The sequence below is a fragment of the Desulfatibacillum aliphaticivorans DSM 15576 genome (genome assembly GCF_000429905.1).
In the GTDB taxonomy this organism is placed as follows: Bacteria; Desulfobacterota; Desulfobacteria; order Desulfobacterales; family Desulfatibacillaceae; genus Desulfatibacillum; species Desulfatibacillum aliphaticivorans.
The window spans coordinates 1-19,037 of record NZ_AUCT01000026.1; the positions used below are offsets into that span (position 1 = coordinate 1).

General features: G+C 54.7%; 17 protein-coding genes, 1 tRNA gene and 1 pseudogene. 14 read left to right on the forward strand and 5 right to left on the reverse strand.

The annotated features are described in order from the left end of the window. Window positions 1–168: pseudogene (locus tag G491_RS36385) on the forward strand (IS66 family transposase); the annotation flags it as partial. A 321-nt stretch (window positions 169–489) separates the two neighbouring features. Here G491_RS36385 and G491_RS0120435 read toward each other — a convergent pair. Then, window positions 490–693 carry a hypothetical protein gene (locus G491_RS0120435; protein WP_028315890.1) on the reverse strand — a complete coding sequence of 68 codons (204 nt, stop codon included), beginning with the start codon at window positions 691–693 and terminating at the stop codon, window positions 490–492. Window positions 694–1,277: 584 nt separating this feature from the next. On the opposite strand from G491_RS0120435, the gene G491_RS0120445 reads away from it, so the two are divergent. Further along, window positions 1,278–2,348, forward strand: a complete 1,071-nt coding sequence (locus G491_RS0120445) for a virulence RhuM family protein (protein WP_028315892.1) — start codon at window positions 1,278–1,280, stop codon at window positions 2,346–2,348. Window positions 2,349–2,629: 281 nt separating this feature from the next. Here G491_RS0120445 and G491_RS0120450 read toward each other — a convergent pair. Further along, a tRNA-Leu gene (locus tag G491_RS0120450) sits at window positions 2,630–2,716 on the reverse strand. A gap of 248 nt (window positions 2,717–2,964) precedes the next feature. Here G491_RS0120450 and G491_RS34305 point away from each other — a divergent pair. From G491_RS34305 to G491_RS0120480, 5 genes are all read left to right on the forward strand, one after another. Further along, entirely contained in the window at window positions 2,965–3,432 is a 468-nt protein-coding gene (locus tag G491_RS34305) for a twin-arginine translocase TatA/TatE family subunit (RefSeq protein ID WP_051327410.1), read from the forward strand. A gap of 11 nt (window positions 3,433–3,443) precedes the next feature. Continuing rightward, on the forward strand, window positions 3,444–4,205 hold the full coding sequence (gene tatC, locus G491_RS0120465) for a twin-arginine translocase subunit TatC (protein WP_136360806.1): 762 nt from the start codon (window positions 3,444–3,446) through the stop codon (window positions 4,203–4,205). Window positions 4,206–4,332: 127 nt separating this feature from the next. After that, window positions 4,333–4,809, forward strand: a complete 477-nt coding sequence (locus G491_RS34310; RefSeq protein ID WP_051327411.1) for a cytochrome c3 family protein — start codon at window positions 4,333–4,335, stop codon at window positions 4,807–4,809. 162 nt (window positions 4,810–4,971) lie between these two features. Beyond that, the gene (locus G491_RS0120475) at window positions 4,972–8,787 is read left to right on the forward strand and encodes a hydantoinase B/oxoprolinase family protein (RefSeq protein WP_028315893.1); all 3,816 of its coding nucleotides are present in this window, start codon (window positions 4,972–4,974) and stop codon (window positions 8,785–8,787) included. A gap of 136 nt (window positions 8,788–8,923) precedes the next feature. After that, complete coding sequence (locus tag G491_RS0120480; protein WP_157468437.1) at window positions 8,924–10,018, forward strand: SGNH/GDSL hydrolase family protein; 1,095 nt, start codon at window positions 8,924–8,926, stop codon at window positions 10,016–10,018. 1 nt (window position 10,019) lies between these two features. Here the strand turns inward: G491_RS0120480 and G491_RS0120485 are convergent, their stop codons facing one another. From G491_RS0120485 to G491_RS0120495, 3 genes are all read right to left on the reverse strand, one after another. Beyond that, entirely contained in the window at window positions 10,020–11,258 is a 1,239-nt protein-coding gene (locus tag G491_RS0120485) for a TFIIB-type zinc ribbon-containing protein (protein WP_028315895.1), read from the reverse strand. Then, entirely contained in the window at window positions 11,242–12,393 is a 1,152-nt protein-coding gene (locus G491_RS0120490) for an SPFH domain-containing protein (protein ID WP_028315896.1), read from the reverse strand. The genes G491_RS0120485 and G491_RS0120490 overlap by 17 nt, the downstream gene beginning before the upstream one ends. Window positions 12,394–12,515: 122 nt before the next feature. After that, window positions 12,516–13,067, reverse strand: a complete 552-nt coding sequence (locus tag G491_RS0120495; protein ID WP_028315897.1) for a hypothetical protein — start codon at window positions 13,065–13,067, stop codon at window positions 12,516–12,518. 318 nt (window positions 13,068–13,385) lie between these two features. On the opposite strand from G491_RS0120495, the gene G491_RS0120500 reads away from it, so the two are divergent. The 7 genes from G491_RS0120500 to G491_RS34315 all read left to right on the forward strand — a co-directional run bounded on the left by G491_RS0120500 (window position 13,386) and on the right by G491_RS34315 (window position 19,017). Then, window positions 13,386–13,625: a hypothetical protein gene (locus G491_RS0120500; RefSeq protein WP_028315898.1), complete on the forward strand. Its 240-nt coding sequence runs from the start codon at window positions 13,386–13,388 to the stop codon at window positions 13,623–13,625. Beyond that, entirely contained in the window at window positions 13,618–14,007 is a 390-nt protein-coding gene (locus G491_RS31740; RefSeq protein WP_051327412.1) for a type II toxin-antitoxin system VapC family toxin, read from the forward strand. The genes G491_RS0120500 and G491_RS31740 overlap by 8 nt, the downstream gene beginning before the upstream one ends. A 142-nt stretch (window positions 14,008–14,149) precedes the next feature. Further along, window positions 14,150–15,832 carry a hypothetical protein gene (locus tag G491_RS0120510; RefSeq protein ID WP_028315899.1) on the forward strand — a complete coding sequence of 561 codons (1,683 nt, stop codon included), beginning with the start codon at window positions 14,150–14,152 and terminating at the stop codon, window positions 15,830–15,832. A gap of 4 nt (window positions 15,833–15,836) precedes the next feature. Continuing rightward, window positions 15,837–16,421 carry a fused DSP-PTPase phosphatase/NAD kinase-like protein gene (locus G491_RS31745; protein ID WP_051327413.1) on the forward strand — a complete coding sequence of 195 codons (585 nt, stop codon included), beginning with the start codon at window positions 15,837–15,839 and terminating at the stop codon, window positions 16,419–16,421. A 19-nt stretch (window positions 16,422–16,440) separates the two neighbouring features. Continuing rightward, complete coding sequence (locus tag G491_RS0120520; protein WP_028315900.1) at window positions 16,441–17,589, forward strand: uroporphyrinogen decarboxylase family protein; 1,149 nt, start codon at window positions 16,441–16,443, stop codon at window positions 17,587–17,589. Window positions 17,590–17,604: 15 nt separating this feature from the next. Further along, on the forward strand, window positions 17,605–18,327 hold the full coding sequence (locus G491_RS31750) for a cobalamin B12-binding domain-containing protein (protein WP_051327414.1): 723 nt from the start codon (window positions 17,605–17,607) through the stop codon (window positions 18,325–18,327). Between the two features lie 12 nt (window positions 18,328–18,339). Further along, complete coding sequence (locus tag G491_RS34315) at window positions 18,340–19,017, forward strand: vitamin B12 dependent-methionine synthase activation domain-containing protein (protein ID WP_028315901.1); 678 nt, start codon at window positions 18,340–18,342, stop codon at window positions 19,015–19,017. Window positions 19,018–19,037: the final 20 nt, after the last annotated feature.

Here is a 19,037-nt window from a genome sequence, read left to right on the forward strand (position 1 = left end):
GCAGACTCATGCTGGAAATGGAAAGCCTTTGGCTTTGCCTGTCCGAGCCGGGCGTTGACCCTACCAACAACCGGGCGGAAAGGGCCTTGCGTTACGGGGTGATCTGGCGCAAACGGAGCCTGGGAACCCAAAGCGAAAAAGGCGACCGCTGGGTGGAACGCATCCTCAGCCTCAAACATACCTTAAGAATGCACGGCCTTCCTGTGTATCCCAGACTCGTCCAAATTATCTCCGACTTCCTGAAAAACCAACCCACAGACCTTGCATGGATCAGTAACCCGGGCTAACTACCCCCTGAAGGCTTACAATAAAAAGCCGCCGAAAAGGGAGGGGGAGGGAGATCTGCCCAGTGCGAAAAAGAAAGGGGCCGGCCAAAAAAAGGCCAGCCCCTTGGGATTGTCCGGCGCCGGAGGTCGGACTTGAACCGACACGGGCCGAAGCCCACTGGATTTTGAGGACAGTGTATCCCGGTCTCGACAGCTAATAAAATCAAGCATTTATCCCTGCCACCTTGGGCGTTTCTCCCATATTTCTCCCATTGTCGACATTTTCAGACAGTTCCGGCATGCGGTTTAAAATGCGTTTTTTATGCTCCGGGCTCCCGGCATCGGCATACCACATGGGCATGGAATAGTCCTTCCAGTTGCCCAAAACCCGGAGCGTTTCCACGTCACACCCATTTTGAAGCATCATGCTTGCCCTGATGCGGCTTCATCCTGAAAGCTATTAAAGAACAGGCGGAGGCTAACCACTTAAAGGCATTAAGCATCCTGCATCTTCATGATGCGAAAAAGAGCGAGATCGCCCAAATAGTCCACTCGAAGTATGCAATCAACGCCCTTGATTTTATCTTCAATCGCCCCTCATTCAAGGCGTCTGACTTTGGAAGCCGGACATTCCCAAACATTCGGCTATAAGAATCCTTGGCCTGCACGAAAATGGATTGCTGGAAGTTATTCGGGAAGCCTAAGGAAGAACCCCGGCCAAATACGCTTTTGCCGACAAGTCCATTCCCTATTCGCCTACTCATCTAAACAATTGAAGGTTACCCCATGGACTCCAACAAATATGCTTGAAAACTATGTTATTGTAAGTTATGGGTTTTGTTATTTCATATAATTTCCATGGCATAATTAGTTGATTGGACATGAAATATCCTTCACAAGGCATTTTTAGAAACCCAAAACGATGCGCACTTTGGATGAAATCAGGGCTGACATTATTTTCCTGCAATCCAAGGCTGAGGGGGCGCCCGATGAGATCATCGGAGTATCAGCATGACTGACAATCATAATTTGCCTGCTTTGCCGGATGATCCCGGCGAGTTTCTCCTTTACCAGACCGATGACCATGGCGCACGGGTGGATGTTCGCCTGCACCAAGAGACCGTATGGCTTTCCCTTAACCAGATGGCGAGCCTGTTCCAACGCGATAAATCTGTAATATCAAGGCATATCCGCAGCGTATTTGAGGAAGGCGAACTAAATCGGGAGGCAACTGTTGCAAAATTTGCAACAGTTCAAACCGAGGGGACGAGGAAGGTTGAACGCCAGATCGAGTTTTTTAACCTGGATGTAATCATCTCTGTGGGCTACCGGGTCAAGTCGCTCCGTGGCACCCAGTTCCGCATGTGGGCCACCCAAAAACTAAAAGAGTACATGGTCAAAGGGTTCGTCATGGACGACGAACGGCTCAAGAATCCACCTGTCAAGGATTCCGCCGTTCCTGACTACTTTGACGAAATGCTCGAACGCATCCGCGACATTCGGGCCAGTGAACGGCGGATGTACCTGCGGGTGCGGGAAATCTTCGCCATGGCAGGGGATTACGATCCCTCCTGGAGTGAAACCACCAAGTACTTCAGCATTATCCAGAACAAGCTCCACTATGCAGCCACTGGCATGACGGCTCCTGAACTCATCAAGTCCCGGGCCGACCACATGGCCTCCAACATGGGGCTGACCACCTGGAAAGGCGGCGAAGTCCGCAAAACCGATGTGACCATCGCGAAAAACTACCTGGATGAAAAAGAAATCGAGGAACTGAACCGCATTGTGGTCATGTGGCTGGATTTTGCCGAAGACCAGGCGAGGAGGCGTAGGCAGATTTTCATGAAGGACTGGGAAATGAAGCTGGATGATTTCCTGATCTTTAACGAAAGAAAAGTGCTGCCCAATGCAGGCAAAGTGACCAAAAAGGCGGCAGACAACCATGCCAGGGCCGAATATGACAAGTTTGAGGCAAGGCGCAGGGAGTACAAGGAATCCCTTGGTGAATCAAATTATGTAAGGCAACTGGAGGAGGCGGCCAAAATGCTGCCCGCAGGGAAAGGGAAGACAAAAAAATGAGGCTGAAGCCCTCTCTCGAAAAAAAACTTTGGTTCGCCCTGGTTAAGTAAGGGCCATAAGTGTTTGAATTTAAAACCGGTATTAGCATCATGCTATCCAATCTTGTTCGCAGCCTGGGCACGCAATGAATGCGTTATAAGGAAATATTTGTGTAGTCCTTAAAATCCTATGGACAACTCAAGTTTTGGGACTCATGTATTTTAGGCGCAAATTCGGGCGCAGTAAAGAGCCTCTGAAACAAAAAGGGGCCGGCCTAAAAAGGCCAGCCCCTTGGGGGTGTCTGGTACCGGAGGTCGGACTTGAACCGACACGGGCCGAAGCCCACTGGATTTTGAGTCCAGCGCGTCTACCAATTTCACCACTCCGGCAAAATGATAAGTCGGGACATTAAAAAATAATCATCAACTTTGTCAACCAAATTATGAAGGCGGGGTTAAAAAGACAGCAGGCTGGGGCTATTTCAGCGGTTTCAGGCGCGCCCAGGCCGCCCTTATCCCGCCTCCCTTGCTTTTTGCGCCGCCAAATATTCCGGCGGCCGCCCCGGTCCGGCAATTATGCTTGACACAGGCCCTGGCAAAGAATAACTTCCCCATTTAAGAGGAATTGTTAACCCCCTTTGCAACCCACCAAGGTCAGGCAGGAGCCCAAAAAGATGTTTGGCATAGGCATGCAGGAGTTGGTTGTCATTCTTTTGGTGGCCTTGATTTTCATCGGCCCCAAAAAGCTGCCGGAAATCGCCCAGGCCCTTGGCAAGGGCTTTGCCGAGTTCCGGAAAGCCACCCAGGACATCAAGGACTCCCTGGATATTGACAACGACGTCTCCCAGGTGAAAAGCGCTTTTAAGGACATGCAGGACGAGGTGAAAGGCGCGGTTTCCGACGCCAAACAGGCTCCGAAAATTTGGGAGGATCCTCCCTCTGCCAAGCAGGCCCCGGAGCCCGAGCCGGACAAGGTCCTGGCCGCCGAACCTGAGGAAGACCCATACAGCAAAGCCCAGGCCCAGGCCGAGGCGGAAGCCCATGATGGCGCCGACGACGACCAGGACAAGAAAACCCCAGCCGCTGAGGACGCCCCGGAGTCATGACCGAAGAAAATATGGCCGAAGAAAAACAGATGCCCCTGACCGAGCACCTGGAGGAGCTCCGGAGCCGCCTGATTGTCTGCGTGGTCACGGTTCTTGTCGGCTTTTTCGTCAGCTACGGATTCAAGGAACAGCTTTTCGCCTTGGTGGCCAGGCCCTTGAATATCGCCATGGGCGAAGGCGGCAAGCTCATCTTCACCAGCTTGACCGAGCCTTTTATCGCCTATCTGAAAATATCCTTTTTCGGCGGAATCATTATTGCTCTGCCCGTGATTCTTTACGAAATTTGGGCCTTTGTGGCGCCTGGCCTTTATTCCAAGGAAAAAAAGGTGATTTTTCCCCTGGTTTTTTTGGGATGCCTTTTTTTCGCCGGAGGGGCGAGCTTCGGCTACTTCATTGTTTTTCCCATGGGCTTTAAAGTTCTGCTGGCTTTCGGGGGGGACGTTGCGGACGCCCTGCCTTCCATGAAGGAGTACCTTGGACTGGCCACCAAACTGCTGATTGCCTTTGGCGTCGTGTTTGAGCTGCCCTTGTTTATCGTAACCTTTTCCCGCATGGGAATGGTCACGCCCCAAATGCTGAGAAAAGGGCGGAAATATGCTTTAGTCATTTTTGTCATATGCGGCGCCATCCTGACTCCGCCCGATCCCTTCAGCCAGTTGATGATGGCCGCGCCCTTAGTCATTCTATATGAAATAAGCATAATCGGCGCGGTCATTTTCGGAAAAAAACCCGAACCTGAAACGGATGTTGATGATATTGATGATATTGATTGACACCTTTCAGGCTGTTTGTTAATTTGATTTTTATCAAAGCAAGGCCCTGGCGGCGTTACGCCATCCGGGCTGGTAAAGTTCAAGGCTCTTACAACCGTACCGGAACGGAAAGGGGGTTTAACGACCAATGAAGACTGGAAAACTCTTTAAAATTTTGATGCTGGCCTCTGTCGCCACGCTGTTTCTGGCTGCAGGACTCATTGCAAGCACGTGCCCTGATATCATTCCCATGGAAAACGCTGCTTACGACAGCCACAAAAAGGGCATCGTGCAGTTTACCCATGGCAAGCATTACAAAGATCACGCTATTGCATGCGGTGAATGCCATCATGACGCCCAGGGCAAGCCTCTGGCGGACCTGAAGGAAGGCGACGCTGTTCAGGGCTGCATTGAGTGCCACAAGATCGCCGGCGAAATGCCCAGGGAAGTGAAGCAGGAAATCAAAGGCCTGTCCAGGGAAGAAAAGCAGAAAAAAGAACTGGAATACCATGCTGAGGCCCTCCACATGAATTGCCGGGACTGCCACAAGGCATACAACAAGGAAAAAGGCTTCCGGGGCAAAGACGGCGCTCCCACAAGCTGCACCGCCTGCCATCCTAAATAACCATTTTTTCAAAACACGGCTTATTCAAAGAGGCTGCGCTTATCCGGCGCGGCCTCTTTTTTTGCGATAGTGTAAGCCGCATTTGCCATGGTTTCTCATTCTCCCTACAAAATCAAGCCTCCGTTTTTCCGCACTTGACTTGACCCGCCAGGAAAGGCATTCTTGCGCATTGAGTTTTTCAGCGAGCGGATTATGGAATATTGGATTGATGTAGGCGGCACATTTACGGATTGCCTGGCATGGGACGGAAAGAATCTGTCCCGGTGCAAGGTGCTATCCAGCGGCGGAATCAAGGGGGAAGGGACGTCCCGCCCCGGTGATGGGACCGTATTCGACCGCGCTCGCAAAAAACAGCCCGACGATTTTTTTACCGGGTACGAGCTATCCATTCTTTCATCCGATGGAGAGGTTTGGTGCAAGGGGACGGTTCTGGGTTTTTCCCAGGGCGTTTTTACCGTGGATCCGCCTTTGCCGAAAGACCTTCCAAAGTCCTTTTCCTATGAATTGACAGCCCATGAACCCGCGCCCATTTTAGGCATTCGAATGCTGGCTGGATTGGGCCTGAAAGACGCCATAGGCCAATCTTCCATACGCCTGGGAACCACCCGAGGAACCAACGCCCTGCTGGAGCGTAAAGGCGGCCCTGCCGCGTTGGCGGTCACGGAGGGCTTCGGGGATTTGCTTTCCATCGGCGCCCAGGCCAGGCCGGAGCTTTTCTCCCTGAATATTGAAAAGTCGGAGCCTTTGTTCGTAGAGGTCGTGGAGATCCCGGAACGGATAAACGTCTGGGGCGAAATTCTCAAGCCTTTGGACGCTGAAAGCGTCAGACCCTTGTTAAAGGACCTCATGGATCAGGGCGTCGACAGCCTGGCTGTCTGCCTGATCAACTCCTACGCCAATCCTTGCCATGAGCGGGAGCTGGAGCGCCTGGCCCGGAGCCTGGGTTTTGATAACATATCGGTTTCCAGCGCCCTCACTCCCACCATCAAAGCCTTGGACCGGGGCGACACCGCCATGGTGGACGCCTATCTGGCGCCGGTGCTCAGTGAATACATTAGCCTGATTCGGAGCATAGCGCCCGACGCGGAGCTTAAGGTCATGACTTCCGCGGGCGGGCTTGTGGAGGTTGAGCATTTTCGGGCCAAGGACAGCGTATTGAGCGGCCCGGCCGGAGGCGTAGTGGGGTTCGCCGACGTGGCGCGCAGCTACGGCAGGAGCAAGGCCATCGGTTTTGACATGGGCGGCACCTCCACGGACGTCAGCCGTTTTGACGGAGAATACGAAACCCAGTATTCAGCGCAAAAAGCCGGGGTTCGCATTGTGGCGCCCATGATGGCCATTGAAACCGTTGCCGCCGGCGGCGGTTCCATTTGCCAATTTGACGGCGTCACCCTGTCCGTAGGCCCGGGAAGCGCAGGCTCCCACCCCGGGCCGGCTTGCTACGGCAGGGGCGGCCCCCTGACTGTAACGGACGTCAATTATTTTTGCGGCAAGGTCAGCTCGGATCATTTTCCGTTTCCCCTGCACTTGGCGCCGGTGGAAAAATTACTGAGGGAAATGGCCGCTCTGGCGCCTCAGCCCATGACTCCCCATGAGCTGGCCCTGGGCTTTTTGCAAGTGGCCAATCGAAAAATGGCGGACGCCGTCAAACGCATCAGCGCAGCCAAAGGCTACGATCCCAGGGACTACCTTTTGGTGGCTTTCGGCGGCGCAGGTCCTCAGCATGCGTGCTCCGTAGCCCGGGAACTGGGCGTGCGCGAGATTTGCGCGCCTGGCCTGGCGGGCGTGCTCAGCGCCTGGGGCATAGGCGCCGCGGACGTCCGGTCTTTTCGCGAAGAAAGTTTTCTGCGCCCTCTGGATTCCCACTCCTGGAACCCTGAGGGCCCATTAGTTCAGCGCTTTCAGGCCATGGAAAAGGCCCTTGTGGAGGAGACGGCGGCCCAGGGAATTTTTCCGGAAAACATAAAAACTCCCGTGCGGATCATGGACCTTCGTTATAAAGGGGAGGAAACCGCCATTTCCATCCGCCGCCCCGAAGACGGAGACTGGACAGGCGTTTTTGAAAGCCGCCATCAGCAGTTGTACGGGCATGTCCACCAAGGCCGGGAGATCGAAATCGCGGCCATCCGGGCCGAGTGCGTGGGCTCAACCCCCAGGCCCGAAAAAAAGAAGGCCGCCGAGATTCCGCGGCTCGCGGTTTCCAACTCCACCAAATGGGTCTGGTTTGACGGCCTGGAAATGCAAACCTCGGTCTACGACGAGTCCATGCTCAGGCCCGGAGACCGGGTTTTCGGCCCGGCCATGATAACCCAGGGCCTGTCCACGGTCATCATAGATCCCGGCTTTGAGGCGGTGCTCACCGGATTGGGCGACATAATCATTCGCGATCTGGAGGAGGACGCTAAGTCCGGCCTGACCGAGTCCCGCAGAGATCCTGTAACGCTTTCCCTGTTTAACCATCATTTTCAGCATATCGCCTCCCAGATGGGAGTCATACTCAGACGCACCGCCCTTTCCGTCAACGTCAAGGAGCGTCTGGATTTCAGTTGCGCCATTTTGGACTCATCAGGAAATCTCGTGGTCAACGCACCCCACATCCCGGTGCATCTGGGCGCCATGAGCCGAACCGTGCAGTCGCTTTTGGACGCCGTTGAGGATATTCGGCCGGGAGACGTCTATCTGACCAATCATCCGGCTTTGGGAGGCTCGCATCTTCCAGACTTGACGGTTATGACCCCGGTGTTTGACGACGAAGGGCGGGAGTTGCGCTTTTTCACCGCATCCCGGGCCCATCATGCGGAAATAGGCGGCGTGCAGCCGGGATCCTGCTATCCTTTCGCCGAAAACCTGGCCCAGGAAGGGGTGATCTTCTCCCACCTGAGAATTTGCAGGGAAGGCCGCTTTCTGGAAACCGAGCTCAGGCAAGCCCTGACCCAGGGGCCTTATCCCTCCCGCAATCCCCATGAAAATATCGCGGACATCCGGGCCGCGATAGCAGCCAACCAGACAGGCGCCCGGGAGCTTATCGCCATGACGGACAGGCACTCCTGGGAGGTGGTCAATGCGTATATGGGATACATCCGGGACGCAGCCGAGGAAAAAACCCGCGCCGCCTTAAAGGCTTTGCCCGACGGCATGCATGTTTTCAAGGACGCCTTGGACGACGGTGCGCTTACGGCCGTGGCAGTAAGCATAGAGGGGGACGCCGCCCTGATCGATTTTTCCGGGACGGACCCCGTCAACGCCAATAGCCTGAACGCCTCCGAAGCCGTCGTCACGGCCTGTGTTCTCTATTGCCTGCGCTGCCTGATTCAAGAGGACATCCCCCTGAATTCCGGGGTGTTGGCGCCTGTGAAGATCATCACCCCCGTTTCCATGCTGAATCCTCCTGGCCAGGACGATCCAACCAAATTTCCAGGCGTCGTAGGCGGCAACGTGGAACTTTCCCAAAAAATTGTGGACATCCTGCTCGGCGCACTGGGCGTTGCCGCTGCCAGCCAGGGCACCATGAACAATTTTATTTTCGGCAACGCAAACCTGAGCTACTACGAAACCATTTGCGGAGGCGCCGGCGCCGGCCCGGGCTTTGACGGCGCCCATGCCGTGCACACCCACATGACCAACACCCGCATTACCGACGTGGAGATTTTGGAGCGCCGTTATCCTGTCTTGGTCCGGCAATTTTGCATCCGGCGCGGCTCGGGCGGGGAAGGGGAATTCACCGGAGGCTGTGGAGCAATCCGGGCCATTGAATTTCTTGAACCCATGGAAATATCCCTGCTGACCCAGCGCAGAACCTCCGCTCCCTTTGGCCTGATGGGCGGACTTTCCGGCGCTCCGGGGCAAAACCTGATTCTGCGGAAAGGCGGGGCCGAGCTGGAAGTTCTTCCCTCCCTGGCTCAAACCAAGGCCAATCCGGGGGACGTCCTGATAATCAAGACCCCGGGCGGCGGCGGCTTTGGAAGACCCAAGAAATAGTCATAAAATTCCGGTTTCATTGCACCTTCTTTTTTTCCGCCGAACATGCTATCGTTTAAGTCCTGACAGGGAGTTGCGGAGGGCGCCCCTGTTGCCCTGCATTTTTTGAACTGATTCAAAAAGCCTGAAGACAGCCGTGAGACAATACAAACCCAAGCTGTTTGTCCTAAGCGCATTCATGCTCGGCTTACTGCTCCTGACTGGAGCAGCCGAGGCATTGGTGCGCGCCACCCATGCGGATCAGTGCCAATATTCCAGCTTTCCCGGGTCCGAGGCCTTTTTGCCCGATCCTGACCTGGGCTGGATCCTGAAGCCGGGATTTGACGCCTTTATTTCGTATGATCAGCATCGAGTTTCCATCAATTCCATGGGCCTGCGCAGTCAGGAGGTTTCGGCTAAGCAGCCCGGAGAGTTCCGCATTTTATGCCTGGGGGAAAGCACCACCTTTGGAGCAGGGCTTGCCAACGGCCAGGATTATCCTTCGATCCTGGAAAAACTCTTAAGCGATAAAGACGAGACCGGCCGCTATACGGTTATCAACGCCGGCGTTCCCGCCTGGTCGTCCTACCAAAGCCGGGAGTTCCTTCGCACGCGGGGGCCGGAGCTTAGCCCGGATTTGGTTGTGGTGTATCATGAGGTCAACGATTATCTGCCCACCCTGGTGCGAAAAACCTATTTCAACCAATTCTGCGAAATGGCTTCCGACGAACAGCTTTACGGAAGCCGGACCTTCCGTTCCTTGTCCTCCCTGGCCAAAAGGTCGGCCCTGGTTCGTTTCGCCCTAAAAAGCAAACTCCTATTGCATATGCGGACCGGGCAATACAGCCCGGCGGTCAATGGCTTGCATCAAATCGGCATGCCAGGCATGACGCCCGGGCTTTTGTTACGCGGAGAGTTTTCCCGGCCTGAAAACGCCAAGGGAAATGCGCCGTATCCGCGCAGGGTGACGGATGGGGAGCGGTTGAATAATTTATTTGAAATGAACAGGTTGTGCAAAAAAATGGGGGCGGGCCTGATTATAATCCATCCTTGCTACGCCTATACGCAAAGGCATGAATGCCTGGCGGTTCGGTTTTGCCGGGAGGAAGGCGTTCCCATGCTGGAGGCCTACGACGCGCTGGGGGGCAGGCTGGATCTTTTTCAGGATCCTATGCATCCCAATGCAGAGGGGCACAAGGCCCTGGCGTCAGCCTTGCTGGAGTTCATCAAACAAAACAAGTTGGCGGAATAGTTTACATCTCCCTGCCGTAATACAAGGCCCTTGAATTCACGGAAAAATTCATTTGCCTGTGTACAAACTCAGCGCCCTGGCGGGCGAATGGGACGTAAACCAGACTGCCCTTTTGCGGCGTGACCGTAATTTCCGGCAGCATCATCACCATGGTTTGCCTGGGTTTGACAAAAGAGGCGATGCAAATTTTCAGGCTTTGAGCCGCTTCGCTCAGGGGCAGGTTGACCGGGTGGGTTTCCCCTTGGGGCAATTTATCCTTCAACTCTCCGGGAAAGGGGGTGGAGGTGATGTGCCTGGCCAGACGAACGAACAACTGGGGATTGACCTTAAAAGCAGGAATCCAAAAGAAAAATTCCTGATCTTCCATCTCCTCGGTAATGGCTTTGGGAAGGTTGGCCGCCCGGACCATGTCCGCGACGGAAGCGAGGTTCAGTCCTTCCACTTTGGCTTTAATCCGCCAGAATGGAAGGTATTTTCCGCTTTTTTCCAACTCGCCGATGGTTTGGACCGTCACCCGTTTAAAGCCTTCGTCCTTGGGCCGCCAGGCCTTTTCGCAATTCTGGCACAAAAACACGCAGCTGTCGGTTTCGCCGGCCACGTCCCAGCCGCAATGAGGGCACATGGCGGAAAGAAAATTCGGCGACCATTTGTGATTGGATAACAGGTTGGGGTCCAGCATTTGAGCGTCCTCAGGCAGCCGTCCCACGGGCTTTTTCAGGACGGCGTCAAAAAGCTGGCCGCCTTTGATGAAAAAGGGCGCGTAAATGATGCTGGTGTTGTCGCCGATGTATGCCTTTTCAAAAGATTCTTCCTTGTAGGCGTCCACCTGGGCGAGGCGCAGGTTGATTTCAATGGCTTTTAGCGCGTCCTTGAACGGGATGTCAGGCGCCACGTACGAGCCCGGGACATCCCTGGTTGCAAAGCGCAGATGCAAGAGCTGGGGCCGAAGCCCCAGCGTCATGGGGGCGTAATCCAAGGAAGCCGCCTGGGTGGAAGAATCCAGGAGCTTGTTGTTGATTTTATCCACAGCCGCGGAAAACAGGGTCCCTTTAAAGCGCCAGTACGGAACGTAAACCACCTCATCCGCCTGCTCGCCCAGGTCCATGCAATATCTGAAGGGCCCCCGCGACGTAATGTGCAGACGCACTTTGCAAAACGGGCACGCCAGCACCCGGTCGGTTTCTTCTAAAGTTACAGGCCCGCCGCATTGGGGGCATGGGTGATCAATCCGCCAGTCCAAGTTTCTCTCCACAACTGTTGCAGAATTTGGAATTCGCCAGGTTTTCCGCGCCGCACGCCTGGCAGAAAACCGCCTGATCCTTGCCGTTTACGGGCGTTCCGCAGCGGCTGCAGAACTTGGCCGTAGGCGGCAGGTTTTTGTGGCATTTCATGCATTGGGTGAAAACAAGCTGCTGATGCCCGCACTGGGGGCAAAACCGGGCGTCTTTGGGAATCTGCTGGCCGCAGTCCGGGCACGCCTGGCTTTCGGCCGCAGGCGCAGGTCCGCCCTGTTGAGGCTGCTGACCGCCCTGCTGCAAAAGGTTGGCGAACATTCCGGGCATCATCACGCCCATGCCCATGCCAAGCCCCGAGGATGCCTCTCCGGTGGATTCCGACGCCTTTTCCATGGCCATGGCCGCTTTCATGGCCATGAGCTTGTTCATGTCGTCAAAGAGGCCCAGGCGGCTTTTGTCGTCAATGGCCTGCTGCACGTCCGGCGGCGGCGTGATGGCGCGAATATAAAGATGGGTCAGCGCCAGCCCAAAGTGGGAGAGATCGTCAACCAGTTTCTGCTGCAGACTGTCCGCCAGTTCTTCATAGCGGCCGGGCAGGTTGAACAAAGAGTCCAGGTTTTCGCCCAAGTGGTCGTTAAACCGCGAAACAATGACCCGGTTGAGATAATCCTCGATTTCCTCGGTCGTGTACATGCCCTGGGTGCCCACCAGCCTGTTGATAAACAGCACCGGCTGCACCACCTGCACGTTGAATATGCCGAATGCGCGCAAACGCACCAAACCAAGCTGGGAGTCCTTGAAGGCGACAGGATCGCGGGTGCCCCACTTGAGATCCGTGAAAGTCTTCATGTTGACCATGTAGACTTCCGCTCTCAAAGGGCTTTGCATGCCCCAAGGGGCGCTCAGGATCTTGGTCAGCACGGGAATGTTGTGGGTCTTCAGGGTGTGGCGGCCCGGGCCTATGGCGTCGTAAGCCTTGCCCTGGTAGAAAAACACCGCAGCCTGGCTGTCCCGAACCGTCAGTTGAGCGCCGAATTTGATTTCACCGGAGCCTTCACGCGGAATGCGCTGAACCATCTGCTTTCCGGTTTCATCGAACCATTCGATTACTTCCAGAAAGATCACATTGTTTTCTCCCATGGAACCGCCTCCTATAAAACATTGGTAGGACTGCGCGCCCATCAGGCCGCGCCTAAGAACCGACTATATATTATATTTGCTGTCAAGACGCCCGGGAAAGAACATCCCCTCATCCCGGCCGCCTATTGGGACGTCGTCATTTTTGTAATTTGCTGCATCTTAGGATGGCTCAACAACTTCATGAACTTGGGATTGGCCATCAAAGTATTTATATCCCCGGAGGAAACCGCATTCATGATTTCAGGATCCGCCAGGATCTCCATGATTTCCGGGTCGGATGATAATGACATGATTTCGTTCATGATGTTCGGGTTGCTCATCATTTGCCGCTGCAAGGCCTGGCTCTGCTTCACAACCTGGGCGTCGCCGCCGGAGCTGGATGCTCCATAAGTCGAACTGGTGGATCCCGTGTAAGACGAGGTTTGGCTGCTGCCCGCAACTCCGCCTGAAGACGGGTTCTGCGAGCTAATGGATGTGATCTTGGACTCATGGACCCGGATGACTCCCAGGGTTTTTGAGCGGATGCTGTAAACCCTTCCGGAATGAGCGATAATCTCGCCTCGCAACACGGTTCCATCCGTAAGTTGGAATTCCGAAACCATTCCCGCAAAGGCGGCCCCGGCGAAAAGCGCCAGGATGAAAAATACTCCGGCAACCACTCCTAATCGTTTCATGGCATTCCCCTATGTTTGCGGCATTTCGGGATCAGCCCCGCCGCCGCTTCAAAGCTCTTAATTTTATCAGCCGGGCGCCTCCATAAGCAAGGGAATATTTGAAAAAAGCCATGTAGTGTGAGGCGTTTCACATTGTTATGCCTTTATGATACACATTCCTCGATAGGCTCGCGGGAAAAAGGAGCGTTCCTGGCGCCTTTTTTCAAGACGGGAGCTTGGCAAGGATTAGGATTATTGACATTATGTCCCAAAACGCGTTAATTTGGAATAAATTCAACCCTTTTCCACAGGAGCCTCTGGTGGGCGAAAGGAGAGAGAATGAACAAGGAAGCTATTACCAAACACGAAATATATAATAAGCTGGTCGGCTTTTCCCAGCAGGATCTGGCCGACATAGCCGCTTTTATAGATTTCATGAGGCATAAAAAGAATCTTGAAGAAAAAAAGGTGGTTAAGCTGCAAGGTATATTGAAAGGGTATGACATAGACTTTTCTGTGCTTAAAGAAATGAAGGAAAAATCCTGGCTGCATCTAGAGCGGGAATTTGAAAATGGATAGCTATGTGACGGATACCCAGGCCCTGGTGAAATTCATGATGGGGCATAAGGTAATCAATGCGCGTTCGCACGAGGCTTATCTTTCCACGGATAAAGGAGAGTGCGCTATTATCGTTCCCGCCATTTTGCTGATGGAAATGCTTTATCTTTTCGAGAAAAATAGAATCGATGTCGGTCTGCTTCAAGCAGAAGAACTGTTTAAAAGTAAAAACTACCAGTTCGAACCATTAAGTTTTGATATTCTTAAAACAGCCGCAGAAATTGATGACATCCCTGAATTGCATGACCGCCTGATAGCTACCACCGCAAGATACTTGGGCCTGCCTTTGATAACCAACGATCCGGAAATAACGGCGTCACGTTTCGTAAATGTTTTGGACTAGTGATATTAACCATAGTTTGTTTCCTCAATTGCTTGACAATTTTCTCCTTAAAAGACAATGATTGCCCACGAGGGTAGTATAGCCGCGTCCATCCGGACCAAATTCGTTAAATCATTCCTGTTGTATAAGCCCGGAGGCCTTTATGCTTCCAGCCAATTCCTGGGTGCGTTCTTTCGGCTTTTGGATTCTTATAGGCCTGACGGCTTGGTTCGCCCATTTTTCCCTGTCCGGGAATTTTCTGTTTTATGAAGACGACTACGCCAAGGTTGTGGACGCCATGGCCAGAAACTTTGATGAGTCCGTGTACAATTTCTATTGCCACTGCCGGGACTGGCCCCAGGGCCGTCCTCTGGGCTTTGCGCTCATAGCCCCTTTCAGCTGCATCGGGGTAAAGATAGCAGGTCTGCAGGGCGTGTACATAACCGGGTTTTTGATGCTGCTGGCAAATGCCGCGCTTTTTTTTCCGTTGATGCGCAGGTTCGCCGGGGAAAACGCCGCCGTGTTCGGAACCCTGGCCTTTTGCCTGTTTCCGGCGGTTACGGTCAATGCCTGGGCCACTCATTTTATGGGGAACGAGCCTGCACTATTTTTTATGTTGGCGGCTTTTTTACTCTACCTGAGCCGGTTTCGCCGGTGGTCTTACCTTTTGATTTTTCTGGCGACGATCACCTACGAATCCACTTTGCTTCCCTTCGCCGCCGCCCCTTTGCTGGATCAAAAATCCGAAGAAAGGCTTGCCCGGCGCCTGCTCCGCCACTGGGCGGCCCTGGCCGTTTTATTGGCCGTATATTGCCTAATCCGCATGAATTTGGGCGAGCCCCGCATGACCCGGCAATTGGCCTCCATGGGCCTGGGGCAAATAAGTTATAAAGCCTTGACCGCCATGCTCATAGGACCCTGGACGATCCTCAAGTCCTTCGCCCTCCCGCCTTTGCCCAATTCCGGCGTTTTTTCCATGTCCGGAGTTGTCAGCATGGCCGTCATTTTTTTATGCAGCCTGGGCGCCTTAGTCTGGAGGACGGAGTGGAGAGATCAGCCTTTTGCAATCCCATGGAATAAAATCGTTCCGGCCTTTGTTTTACTCGCCTTATCCTATCCCATGGCCTTTTTCCCGCCTCACTGGCCGCCGGTCGCCCTGGCGACCACGGCGTCCAGGGTGCATTTCGCCGCGACCGCGGGCGGGTCCATGGCCGTAGGAATCATCCTGGCCTATTTGTTTGAGTTGGCGGCTCATAAGGGAAAAACCGCCGTCTTCGTTGTTTTCGCTTCCTGCTACTTCGCCCTGTTAGGCGGATATCACTTGTCCGTGCAAAAGGATTACGCCAAAAGCGCCCGGCTTCAGAAAGAATTTTGGACTCAGGTTCTTGCTTTGTGCCCGGACATGGGGGAAGATGCCGTGATCTTTGCGGAACAGCCGTTGTGGGACCACCCGGGGCTTATGAGCGTCCATTCCTGGGCGACCCGGCTTGTTTTGGAAAAACTGGTCCGCTTCCCCAAGGAATGGGAAAACCCTCCGCGGCTTTATTGCATGGATCAGTGGGTAAAGGACCATGTGTTCCAGGAGCCGGATAAAATCGTCTGGCGGGAGATCATATACGACGAGGTGTACAGACCCCACATCCTGGAGCCGGAAAATGTGATCGTTCTGGGCCGGCGAGAGGATGGGCGCATGATGCGGCGTTTCGGGGTTTACAGGCTCGGGCCGGATAACAAAGTCCTCCTTGATCTTAAGCCGATAGGGCCGCCCTCTTTGAACATGCATTCCAAGGGTCCGGCCTGGGAATATGTCATTGGCAAAAGACTGACTTCTAAATTAGTGGAGTAAAGCAATGATGAATAAAAAACTTTCCAATCGAGTTTTTTGTTTGTTTCACTGCGCAGTGCTTTTTCTGTTTTTAGCTGCGTCCTGTTGGGCTGATGACGCATGCCTGGATGTCGCACAGTGCAAGGAATTGCCGGGAATGTCCAATATGTACCAGGTAAGCGATTCCCTGTATCGCGGCGCCCAGCCCAAAGCCGAAGGCTTCAAGAGCCTGGAAGCCCATGGGATTAAAACCGTGGTCAACCTGCGCATCACACAAGGGGATGAAAGGTACGCCGGGGATACAAGTATGAATTTGGTGGGCATTCCCATGTTTCCCTGGGACCCAGGGGAGGAGGATGTCATCCAATTCCTTCGGCTGACGCAAGACCCGGAAACAGCCCCGGTGTTTCTACATTGCCGCCACGGATCGGACCGGACCGGCGCCCTGACAGCCTGCTATCGGGTTGTCGTCTGCGGCTGGCCCCTGGAGCAGGCGGTGGAAGAAATGACAAAAGGCGGCTTTGGATATCATCCCATTTGGTGGACCTTGCCCAGGGACCTGGAAGATTTGGATTTTGACCGCATCCGGCGAGAAGTTTTCAGCCAATAATGCGAATTTTGGAGGTGGTATGAGCACGGCGACGATTTTTCAGCGATTGATCAAGGGGCAGGCCCCGCCTGTGGGCGGCATTCCGGAGCCGCTGCAGGACGCCCTGGCCTCTGTTGCCAGCATTCGCGGCAAGTTTTCCCGCCTAAGCAGCCTGGAGCGCGTCCTGACGGCGGTCCGGCATAAAGAGCCGGACCGGATTCCCGTGGCGCCCCTGGTGAACGCTGCGGCCAGGAGAATTTTGGGCGTTTCCTTTCCCGATTACTCCCTGAAGGCGGAAAGCGCTGCGGATGTGTTTACGGCTTCCGTGGATTTTGTGGGCGCTGACTTTATTGTGCTGCTTCTGGATTTGTCCGTGGAAGCCGCCGACTTCGGCCAGGAGATGGTCTATCCCCTGGATTCCACAGCCCGGCCTAATTACGACAATCCCCTCATCAAAGACGTGGACGGCTACGCCAAAATCCGGCCCGTCCCTTTTGAAAAATCCGTCCGCATGAAGGAGCAGGTGCGGCTGTGCGAAATCATGGCCGAGCGCGTGGGGCTCGGGACCATGGCGGGCGGCTTTGTGTTCGGGCCTTTGGGCGTCCTTTCCATGATGCGCGGCGCAGAAGCCTTGTTCAAGGACTGCCTGAATCATCCCAAAAAGGTCATGGCCGCCTGCGAGGCCGTTACCGAAACCCTGGTGGAATTCGCCCAGGCCCAATGCGAGGCCGGCATGCCGGCCGTGGCCATAGACACCCTTTACGCCTCGTGGAACGCCCTGCCGAAAAAGGTGTGGGAGGAAATCGAAGGCCCCTTTGCAGGGCAAATCGCCCAGGCCATACGGGATAAGGGCGGCCTTGTGGGCGTCCATAATTGCGGGCACGCGCCGTACTTTGACGTTCAGATAAAGGCCATGGACGCGTCGATCATGAGCTTCGCCCACTTGCCCGACGATTGCGCCGCTCCCCGGGAGATGAAAAAAAAATACGGGGATCAATTGACCTTGATCGGCTATGTCCCGACGCCCTTGCTGGTCCACGGAACGCCGCAACAGATTATGGATGAATGCCGGCGGCAGATAGACGTTCTGGGCAGGGACGGCGGCTTTATTTTAGCGCCCGGCTGCGAGTACCCGCCCAACATTCCGCTGGACAGCGCGTTTGCCATGATCAAGGCCGTGGAAAAATAGACCAGAGGGGGGAGCATGAATACCAACCAGGAGAAGACATATAATGACTTGCAGCAAGCCGTATCTGAAGCGGACATGGATTTGCTTGCAGCGGCCTTTGAAAGCAGTCCTGACCCGCGCCAGGCGCTTGATGCCCTGACCAAAGGCCTGGACGCGGTCAGGAAAAAATTGGGGGACTACCGCTCCTCCGTGGCCGAGTTCCTCCTGTGCGTGGACGTAATGCGCGCCGGCCTCAGGAAGATCAAGGACGCCTGCCCCAAAGACGGAGACATGCCCGTGGTCGTCATCGGAGTGGTCCGGGGAGACGTCCACGATTTGGGCAAGAACATAGTCGGCGGAGTGTTGGAAGCCTATGGATATCGGGTGGTGGACCTGGGCAGGGACGTGGCGCCTTTGGAGTTTGTGGAGGCCGTGGAAAAGCAGGGCGCTTCCGTGCTGGCTCTTTCCGCCATGATGTCCACGCCTTTGGCGGACATGGCCCGCACCATTGAAATCTGTAGAAATCGCCTGCCTCATGTTAAGGTGTTGGTGGGCGGCGCAGCCCTGGACCAGGATGCGGCCCAAAGCATGGGCGCTGACGGCTACGCCGAGTCCGTCGTTGGCGTTCCCGGCAGCTTAAAAAGCGTCATGACTGCCGGAAAAATCCGGGCCTCCCGCGTTTTTGTGGATTACGACAAGAAGCTCAGGGTGGAAGAGGTGGAAGCCGCCTCGCCCCCGGAACAAAAATACAACTCATAAAAGAGATTAAGAATGCCCTTATTTCAACCGCCCTTGCCCAAGCCCGAAGCCGTCCTGGAGGAGTATTTCCATCAGTTGGGATACCCTAAAATCGAGGAAGTCCCGTCCCAGATAAAGGCCATCGCCGTCCCGACCTTGGAAAAAGTGATCAACCTGGCCCAGCCTTTGGCCATGTACGAGGTTACGGAGATTCAAGAAGTCGGCGAGGCTGCCATTACCTGCAAGGGCATGGAAATATCCAGCAGATTGTGGGCGGAGTTGATCGGAAAAACGCCGGAACCTCGGAAGATTGCCGTGTTTGCCGTGACCCTGGGCAAGAAGCTGGAGGAGGAAAGCGCCCGGCTTCAGGAAAAAGCCATGGCCATGGGATTTTTCATGCATGCGGCCGGAGCCGTGGTCGCCGAAAAAGCGGTGGATGCGGTGCAATACGTGATCGGAAGGGATTCGGCCTTTGAGGGCCTGGTTATGTCGCGAAGATTTTCGCCGGGATATTGCGACTGGCCCACGGAAGGGCAAAAGGATTTGTTTGCATTTTTAAAGCCGGAAAAAATCGGAATAACCGCCTCGGAGGGTTGGGCCATGACGCCGTCCAAGTCCGTCACCGGGGCCATTGCTTTCGCCCCTGAACTGCCGAGCCTCAGCCCGTGCAGGTCCTGCCCCAGCAAGGATTGCGACCACCGGAGGAAATGAATCCTCCGGCGGGACAAACT